Source organism: Pseudomonas sp. HD6422, from assembly GCF_025377065.1.
In the GTDB taxonomy this organism is placed as follows: domain Bacteria; phylum Pseudomonadota; class Gammaproteobacteria; order Pseudomonadales; family Pseudomonadaceae; genus Aquipseudomonas; species Aquipseudomonas putida_U.
Genome location: NZ_JAHWIW010000055.1, coordinates 19598 through 27425 on the forward strand (window position 1 = coordinate 19598; position 7828 = coordinate 27425).

The window sequence follows — 7828 nt, forward strand, 5'->3', positions numbered from 1 at the left end:
CGTGCCGCACAGGACCATGAAACCTTGAGATTCCAGCGAGCTCTGCCTCTTCTGCTGGCACTGCTGCTTGCCCTGGGCGGCTGCGCCAGCACCGACGGCCCGCGCACGGTCAGCCAGGCCCTGGCCGCCAGTGACTCGTCCCTTGGTCGCTCGGTATTGCGCCAGGCCGCCCCTTACCAAGGGCAATCGGGGTTTCGCCTGCTGCCCAACAGCAACGAAGCATTCCGCGCAAGGGCCGAGCTGATCCGCAACGCCCAGTCGAGCATCGACCTGCAGTACTACATCGTCCACGACGGCCTCAGTACCCGGGCCCTGGTCCATGAGCTGCTGCGCGCCGCCGACCGTGGCGTGCGCATCCGTATCCTGCTCGACGACACCACCAGCGACGGCCTGGACACCCTGATCGGCACCCTCGATGCCCACCCCAACATCCATATCCGCCTGTTCAACCCGCTGCATCTGGGCCGCAGCACCGGCGCCACACGGGCCATGGGCCGGTTGTTCAACCTCTCGCGCCAGCATCGGCGCATGCACAACAAGTTGTTCCTGGTGGACAGCGCCATGGCCATCGTCGGCGGACGCAACCTCGGTGACGAGTATTTCGACGCAGAACCCAACCTCAACTTCACCGACATCGACCTGCTGGGTGTAGGCCCGGTGGCCGAGCAGCTCGGACACAGCTTCGATCAGTACTGGAACAGCGCCCTGAGCCGTCCGATCGGTGAATTTCTCTGGCACAAACCCACCCTTGCCGACCTGCACGACAGTCGTCGTCGACTGGAGGTCTCCCTGGCCGAGGCGCGTACCCAGCGCAAGGCCCTGTACGATCGGTTGATGGCTTACCAGTCGCGACCCCATCTGGATGTCTGGCGCAACGAACTGATCTGGGCGCACAGCCAGGCCTTGTGGGATGCGCCCAGCAAGGTCCTGGCCGAGGATGAGCCGGACCCTGCGCTGCTGATGACCCGACAATTGGCGCCGGACCTGAACAGCGTCACCCGGGAACTGATCATGGTCTCCGCTTATTTCGTTCCTGGTGAATCGGGGTTGCTGTATCTCACCGGCCGCGCCGACCGGGGCACCTCGGTGAAGCTGCTGACCAACTCGCTGGAAGCGACCGACGTGCCGGCCGTACACGGTGGCTACGCGCCGTATCGGCGGGCACTGCTCAAACATGGCGTGCAGTTGTTCGAGCTGCGCCGCCAACCCGGTGACCCCAGCGCAGGGCGACTGAGCTGGCACGGAAGCTCCGATTCGAGCCTGCACAGCAAGGCCATCGTGCTGGATCGACGCAAGACCTTCATCGGCTCCTTCAACTTCGACCCGCGTTCGGTACTGTGGAACACCGAGGTGGGGGTGATGGTAGACAGCCCGGAGCTGGCCGAATACACCCGCGAGCTGGCACTGCAGGGCATGGCCCCGGCGCGTAGCTACCAAGTGAAGCTGGTGGAAGGCAAGTTGGTCTGGGTCACCGAGGACGATGGCCACCGTCACATGCTGACGTCCGAACCGGGCGGGCTGTGGCGTCGGTTCAACGCCTGGGTGAGCAAGGCGGTCGGCCTGGAGAAGATGCTGTAGCCGGCGGTACGCCGCATAGCGGCCCCATGGGCCGTCAGGCTGATACTGGCTCGAACGCTCCGCGCCGCTGGGTCAAAACCACCAATCCCGCAGCCCCAGCCGCCATCAGCCACAGCAGCGCATGGCCGCTGATCCACTGGCTGCCGGCCCCGGCCAGCAGCGGCCCGAGCAGGCAACCGATGCCCCACAGCTGCGCCACATGGGCGTTGGCGCGCACCAGCGCATCATCCCGGTAACGCTCGCCGATCAACACCAGCGACAAGGTGAACAGGCCGCCGGCACTGGCCCCGAACAGCACCCATAGCGGCCAGATCACCAGCGTGTGCAGTAACAACGGGATCGCCAGACTGGAGCCCAGCAACGCTACCGCGCAGCCTGTGAACAAGGTGCGCCGCGACATGCGGTCGGCCAGGGCACCGATCGGTAACTGCAGTACCGCATCGCCGACCACCACGGTACTGACCATGAACAGCGCGATTTCCGTGCTGAAGCCCTGTTGCAGGCAGTACACCGGCAGCAGGGTGAGGATCATCGCCTCGAACGCGGCGAACAGGGCGATGGCCCAGGCGATCACCGGCAGCCGTCGGCAGAAGCCGAACAGGTCGCCGAAGGTCACGCTGCACGCTTCCGTGCTCGGTGCCCCGCCGCGGCCCAGCAACAGCAAGGGGGCCAGCATCAGCAGGCCGGTCGCTGCCCAGAAGCCGAAGTCATCGTCGGAGCCGAGAAAGCCCAGCACCAAAGGTCCGGCCAGTTGGCTCAGGGCGTAACTGCTGCCGTAGAGCGCCACCAGGCGCCCGCGCCATTGCTCGACCACCAGCTGGTTGATCCAGCTCTCGCCGAGGATGAACACGACGGTCAGCGACATACCGATCAGCAGGCGCAGCGCCAACCACAGCGGGTAGCTCGGCAGCAACGCCAGCAGGCCGATCGACAGCGCCCCGCCCCACAGGCACAGGCGCATCGCGGCAGGCACGCCGACCCAACCTGCCAGGCGGCTGGCCAGGCTGGCACCGACCAGCACGCCGATGGCCGGCATCGCCGCCATCACGCCAATGGCGAACCCGCCGTAGCCCCACCCCTCCAGGCGCAAGGACACCAGCGGCATGCTCACGCCGAGCGCGAGCCCGACACTGAGCACCGACGCCAGCACGGCAAAGTAGGTTCCCCAACGCATAGCGGCCTCCCAGGCAGATTTTTCCAGGTCCATTCGCGGGACAAGCCCGCTCCCACAGATTTACCACCGGCATCGAAAGTCGTGGAGAACCTGTGGGAGCGGGCTTGTCCCGCGAATGGGCCGCAAAGCGGCCCCAGCGACTTACAGCTTGATCCAGGTCGCCTTCAGCTCGGTGTACTTCTCCAGGGCGTGCAGCGACTTGTCACGGCCGTTGCCCGACTGCTTGAAGCCGCCGAACGGCGCGGTCATGTCGCCGCCGTCGTACTGGTTGACCCAGACGCTGCCCGCGCGCACGGCACGCGCAGTCTTGTGGGCTTTGGAGATGTCCGAAGTCCAGATGCCTGCGGCCAGACCATACGGGGTATCGTTGGCAATGGCGATGGCTTCTTCGGCGGTGTCGAAGGCGATCACCGACAGCACTGGGCCGAAGATTTCTTCCTGGGCGATCTTCATGGCGTTGGTCACACCGTCGAAGATGGTCGGTTCGACGTAGGTGCCACCGGTTTCTTCCAGGGTGCGCTTGCCACCGGCCAGCAGTTTGGCGCCATCCTTGTGGCCGGCGTCGATGTACGACAGCACGGTGTTCATCTGCTGGGTGTCGACCAGAGCACCGACGGTGGTCTGTGGATCCAGCGGGTTGCCTGGCTTCCAGCCTTTCAGGGCCTCGACCACCATGGGCAGGAACTTGTCCTTGATCGAGCGCTCGACCAGCAGGCGGGAACCGGCGGTGCACACTTCGCCCTGGTTGAAGGCGATGGCGCTGGCAGCGGCTTCGGCAGCGGCCTGCAGGTCCGGCGCGTCGGCGAAGACGATGTTCGGGCTCTTGCCGCCGGCTTCCAGCCAGATGCGCTTCATGTTCGATTCGCCGGCGTAGACCATCAGTTGCTTGGCGATCTTGGTCGAGCCGGTGAACACCAGGGTATCGACGTCCATGTGCAGGGCCAGGGCCTTGCCGACAGTGTGGCCGTAGCCTGGCAGCACGTTCAGCACGCCCGCCGGGATGCCGGCTTCGATGGCCAGCTGGGCGATGCGAATGGCGGTCAGCGGGGATTTCTCGGACGGTTTGAGCACCACGGAGTTACCCGTGGCCAGGGCCGGGCCGAGTTTCCAGCAGGCCATCAGCAGTGGGAAGTTCCACGGTACGATGGCACCGACCACGCCGACCGCTTCACGGGTGACCAGGCCCAGCTGGTCGTGTGGGGTCGGGGCGACTTCGTCGTAGACTTTGTCGATGGCTTCGGCGGTCCAGTGAATGGCGTTGGCCGCGCCCGGAACGTCGATGCTGGAGGAGTCGCTGATCGGCTTGCCCATGTCCAGGGTCTCGAGCAGCGCCAGCTCTTCGACGTTCTTGCGCAGCAGGTCGGCGAAACGAATCAGCTTGGCCTTGCGTTTGGCGGGTGCCAGTTGCGACCAGACGCCGGAGTCGAAGGTGGCACGGGCGTTTTCCACGGCCCGGTTGGCATCGGCCAGGTCGCAGCTGGCGACCTTGGCCAGGAAGCGTCCGTCGACCGGGCTCAGGCAGTCGAAGGTTTCACCGGAGACGGCATCGGTGTATTCGCCGTTGATGAAGGCACGGCCTTCGATCTTCAGTTGCTGGGCACGCTGTTCCCAGTCTGCACGAGTCAGGGTGGTCATACGAAACTCCTCCTCTTGTTTAGGTGCAACGCCGCACTGAGGACTCACAGGCGTTGTCAGAATTCTGGCCGGGCGACGAGCGCACACTGGCACGCGATACCCTAAACCAGCCTGTGTAAACTATCAATATATTTGACACGAACGGCTCAAAAGCCTACTGATGTGCATTTTATTAAACAATCAACAGGAGCCGCACCATGAGTATCGACAGCATCATCGACTTCGCCCAGGTCCTGACACAAGCCGAACGCTACCGGCCGGCGGCAGAAAAAATCCTCAAGGGCGAACCTGACCAGGCCGTCTACAACCACTACTCGAGCCCCTGCGGTCAGTTTGCTGCAGGCGTGTGGGAAGGCGAGGTGGGCCAATGGACGGTGAACTACACCGAGCATGAGTATTGCGAGATCGTCCAGGGCGTCTCCGTGCTGCGCGACGAGCAGGACAACGCCAAGACCTTGCGCGCGGGCGATCGATTTGTCATCCCGGCCGGCTTCAAGGGCACCTGGGAGGTGCTGGAGCCTTGCCGCAAGATCTATGTGATGTTCGAGAGCAAATGATCGATCGGCGGGGCGGTATCCGGTTAACGCCAGGCAGCGAGGCAGTCACTGGATCATCGTGGCGTCCATCTCGGACACCACTCAAGGAGAAACACCATGACCACCGATATCCTCGCCCCAGCCCGTCACGTCATTGCCAGCTGCTACGTCGAAACCGTCAAGCCTTACATTCTCGAGTTGACCGGGCTGGCCACGGCTGCAGGCCCGAACGACATCACCACCCGTGACATCCGCGGGGATCGCGTGATGATCATCGTCGATGACAATGGCATCATCACCGGCCTGAAAATCCAGTAAGTCCCCGCCGGGACGAAGAGGCGCCTTTCGAGGCGCCTTTTTCATGCGCAAAAAAAAACCCGCGTCCTTGCGGATGCGGGCTTTTTTCAGGTCGCCGATCAATTACTTGATCTTGGCTTCCTTGTACACCACGTGCTTACGAACAACGGGATCGTATTTCTTGATCTCGATTTTGTCCGGAGTGGTGCGCTTGTTCTTGTCGGTGGTGTAGAAGTGGCCAGTGCCAGCACTCGAAACCAGACGGATCAATTCACGCATGACGTTCTCCTTAGAACTTTTCGCCGCGAGCACGCAGCTCGGCCAGCACTACGTCGATACCACGCTTGTCAATGACGCGCATGCCTTTGGCAGAAACGCGCAGACGCACGAAACGCTTCTCGGACTCAACCCAGAAACGGTGGTGCTGCAGGTTCGGCAGGAAACGACGACGGGTTTTGTTGTTTGCGTGGGAAATGTTGTTCCCGGTTACTGGACCCTTACCAGTAACTTGACAGACTCTCGACATGACTCAGCCCTCTAAAACCACATGCCCAACCCGGCATGGGTTGGCCGCTTAATCTCTCAGTCTTTGGCGCCAGGCGCCGTGATTCTGGAGGTCTTACCGACCGGATCCGCTGATGCGACAGGCCGAGCCCCTAGAAAAGAGCGCTGCTTTATACCAGAAAGACTACGCCACAACAACATGTCGTGATATTGCTCGTTGCCATTTCCGGCATCCCGGCCCGCAGGTCGAACGCGCCGCCCAGCATAGCGGCAGGCCTCCCCAAGAGTCGACCACTCGTCGCCAGTTTCGTAAAAAAGGATGTGGTCATTTGCCTTATCCCACACTAGGGTAGGACGTTTACCGACTGCACCGGTCAGATAGGTCACTGACCCACCAAGGAGCTCCGATGCGCGCCGCCGCCCTTTCCTTATTGTTCACCTCGTTGCTCGCCGCAGGCATCGCCCAGGCCGCCCCCCTGAAAGTGTGCAGCGAAGCCAGCCCCGAGGGCTTCGACGTGGTCCAGTACAACTCGCTGACCACCACCAACGCCTCGGCGGACGTCTTGATGAACCGCCTGGTCGAGTTCGATGCCGCCCAAGGCAAGGTGGTGCCGAGCCTGGCACAGAGCTGGAGCGTCTCCGCCGACGGCCTGACCTATGATTTCAAGCTACGCGACGGGGTGAAATTCCACACCACCGGCTATTTCAAGCCGACCCGTGAACTGAACGCCGACGACGTGCTGTTCAGCTTCCAGCGCATGCTCTACCCGGCCCACGCCTGGCACAAGACCGCACCCGGTGGCTATCCCCATGCCCAGTCGCTGCAACTCGGCAGCCTGATCAAGGCGATCGAAGCGCCGGACCCGCAGACCGTGCGATTCACCCTGAACCATGCCGACGCCACCTTCCTCGCTACCCTGAGCATGGGCTTCGCCTCGATCTACTCGGCCGAGTACGCCGACAAGTTGCTCAAGGCCGGCACTCCGGAAAAGCTCAACAGCCAGCCAGTGGGCACCGGGCCGTTCGTCTTCCAGCGCTTCCAGAAGGACGCGGTAGTGCGCTACCGCGCCAACCCGGACTATTTCGCCGGCAAGCCGGCGGTCGACCCCCTGATCTTCGCCATCACCACCGACGCCAATGTACGCCTGCAGAAGCTCAAGCGCGGCGAATGCGACCTGGCCCTTTCGCCCAAGCCGCTGGACATCGCGGAGGCCGCCAAGGACAGCGACCTGAAGGTCGCCCAGACCCCGGCCTTCATGACGGCCTTCGTCGCCATCAACAGCGAACATCCACCCTTGGACAAGCCCGAGGTACGCCAGGCGATCAACCTCGCCTTCGACAAGGACGCCTACCTCAAGGCCGTGTTTCAGGGCAAGGCCATTGCAGCCAACGGCCCCTATCCGCCCAACACCTGGAGTTACGCCAAGGACCTGCCTGGTTACCCGCTGAATCTGACCAAGGCCAAGGCCTTGCTGGCCAAGGCCGGTCTGCCCGATGGCTTCAGTACCACGATCTGGACCCGCCCATCGGGTAGCCTGCTCAACCCCAACCCTAGCCTGGGCGCGCAGATGCTTCAGGCGGACCTGGACAAGATCGGTATCAAGGCTGAAATCCGTGTGATCGAATGGGGCGAGCTGATCCGCCGCGCCAAGGCCGGCGAGCATGACCTGCTGTTCATGGGCTGGGCCGGTGACAACGGCGACCCGGACAACTTCCTCAGCCCGCAGTTTTCCTGCGCAGCGGTGAAGTCGGGGACCAACTTCGCACGGTTCTGCGACAGTCGCCTGGATCAGTTGATCAGCGCCGGGCGTACGACCAATGACCAGAGCGTGCGCAGCCGGCTGTACCAGCAAGCCCAGACGCTGATCCAGCAGCAGGCGCTGTGGGTGCCGCTGGCGCACCCGACTGCCGCGACGTTGCTGCGCAAGGGGGTCGAGGGGTATCAAGTGAGTCCGTTCGGGCGGTTGGATTTGAGCAAGGTTTCGACAACCCGCTGAAACCTGCACCGGCCTCTTCGCGGGCAAGCCCGCTCCCACAGGTACGGCGCCCGCCGGGCGGGGCCGGGGGGGGGGGGGGTGGGCGCGCGCGGGGCGGGGGCGGGGGC

Annotated in this window: 8 protein-coding genes; 4 read left to right on the forward strand and 4 right to left on the reverse strand. The window is 63.5% G+C overall.

Annotated elements, in window-relative coordinates; translation table 11 throughout:
* Positions 1-24 precede the first annotated feature (24 nt).
* Positions 25-1578 carry a phospholipase D family protein gene (locus KY379_RS25885; RefSeq protein WP_261239271.1) on the forward strand — a complete coding sequence of 518 codons (1554 nt, stop codon included), beginning with the start codon at positions 25-27 and terminating at the stop codon, positions 1576-1578.
* A 34-nt stretch (positions 1579-1612) separates the two neighbouring features.
* On the opposite strand, the gene KY379_RS25890 is transcribed toward KY379_RS25885, so the two are convergent.
* Entirely contained in the window at positions 1613-2752 is a 1140-nt protein-coding gene (locus KY379_RS25890) for an MFS transporter (RefSeq protein WP_133325435.1), read from the reverse strand.
* Positions 2753-2893: 141 nt separating this feature from the next.
* Positions 2894-4387: an aldehyde dehydrogenase gene (locus KY379_RS25895; RefSeq protein WP_133325437.1), complete on the reverse strand. Its 1494-nt coding sequence runs from the start codon at positions 4385-4387 to the stop codon at positions 2894-2896.
* Between the two features lie 197 nt (positions 4388-4584).
* Here KY379_RS25895 and KY379_RS25900 point away from each other — a divergent pair, with 197 nt between their 5' ends.
* Positions 4585-4944 carry a cupin domain-containing protein gene (locus tag KY379_RS25900; RefSeq protein ID WP_133325439.1) on the forward strand — a complete coding sequence of 120 codons (360 nt, stop codon included), beginning with the start codon at positions 4585-4587 and terminating at the stop codon, positions 4942-4944.
* A gap of 96 nt (positions 4945-5040) precedes the next feature.
* Positions 5041-5241: a hypothetical protein gene (locus KY379_RS25905; protein ID WP_133325441.1), complete on the forward strand. Its 201-nt coding sequence runs from the start codon at positions 5041-5043 to the stop codon at positions 5239-5241.
* 102 nt (positions 5242-5343) lie between these two features.
* Here the strand turns inward: KY379_RS25905 and rpmG are convergent, their stop codons facing one another.
* A complete protein-coding gene (gene rpmG, locus KY379_RS25910) occupies positions 5344-5499 on the reverse strand; it encodes a 50S ribosomal protein L33 (RefSeq protein ID WP_003253507.1) in 156 nt (51 codons plus the stop codon).
* A 10-nt stretch (positions 5500-5509) separates the two neighbouring features.
* Complete coding sequence (gene rpmB / locus KY379_RS25915) at positions 5510-5746, reverse strand: 50S ribosomal protein L28 (RefSeq protein WP_003258972.1); 237 nt, start codon at positions 5744-5746, stop codon at positions 5510-5512.
* Positions 5747-6131: 385 nt separating this feature from the next.
* Between rpmB and KY379_RS25920 the strand changes: the two genes are divergently transcribed.
* A complete protein-coding gene (locus KY379_RS25920; protein WP_133325443.1) occupies positions 6132-7721 on the forward strand; it encodes an ABC transporter substrate-binding protein in 1590 nt (529 codons plus the stop codon).
* The last annotated feature ends 107 nt before the right edge of the window (positions 7722-7828 follow it).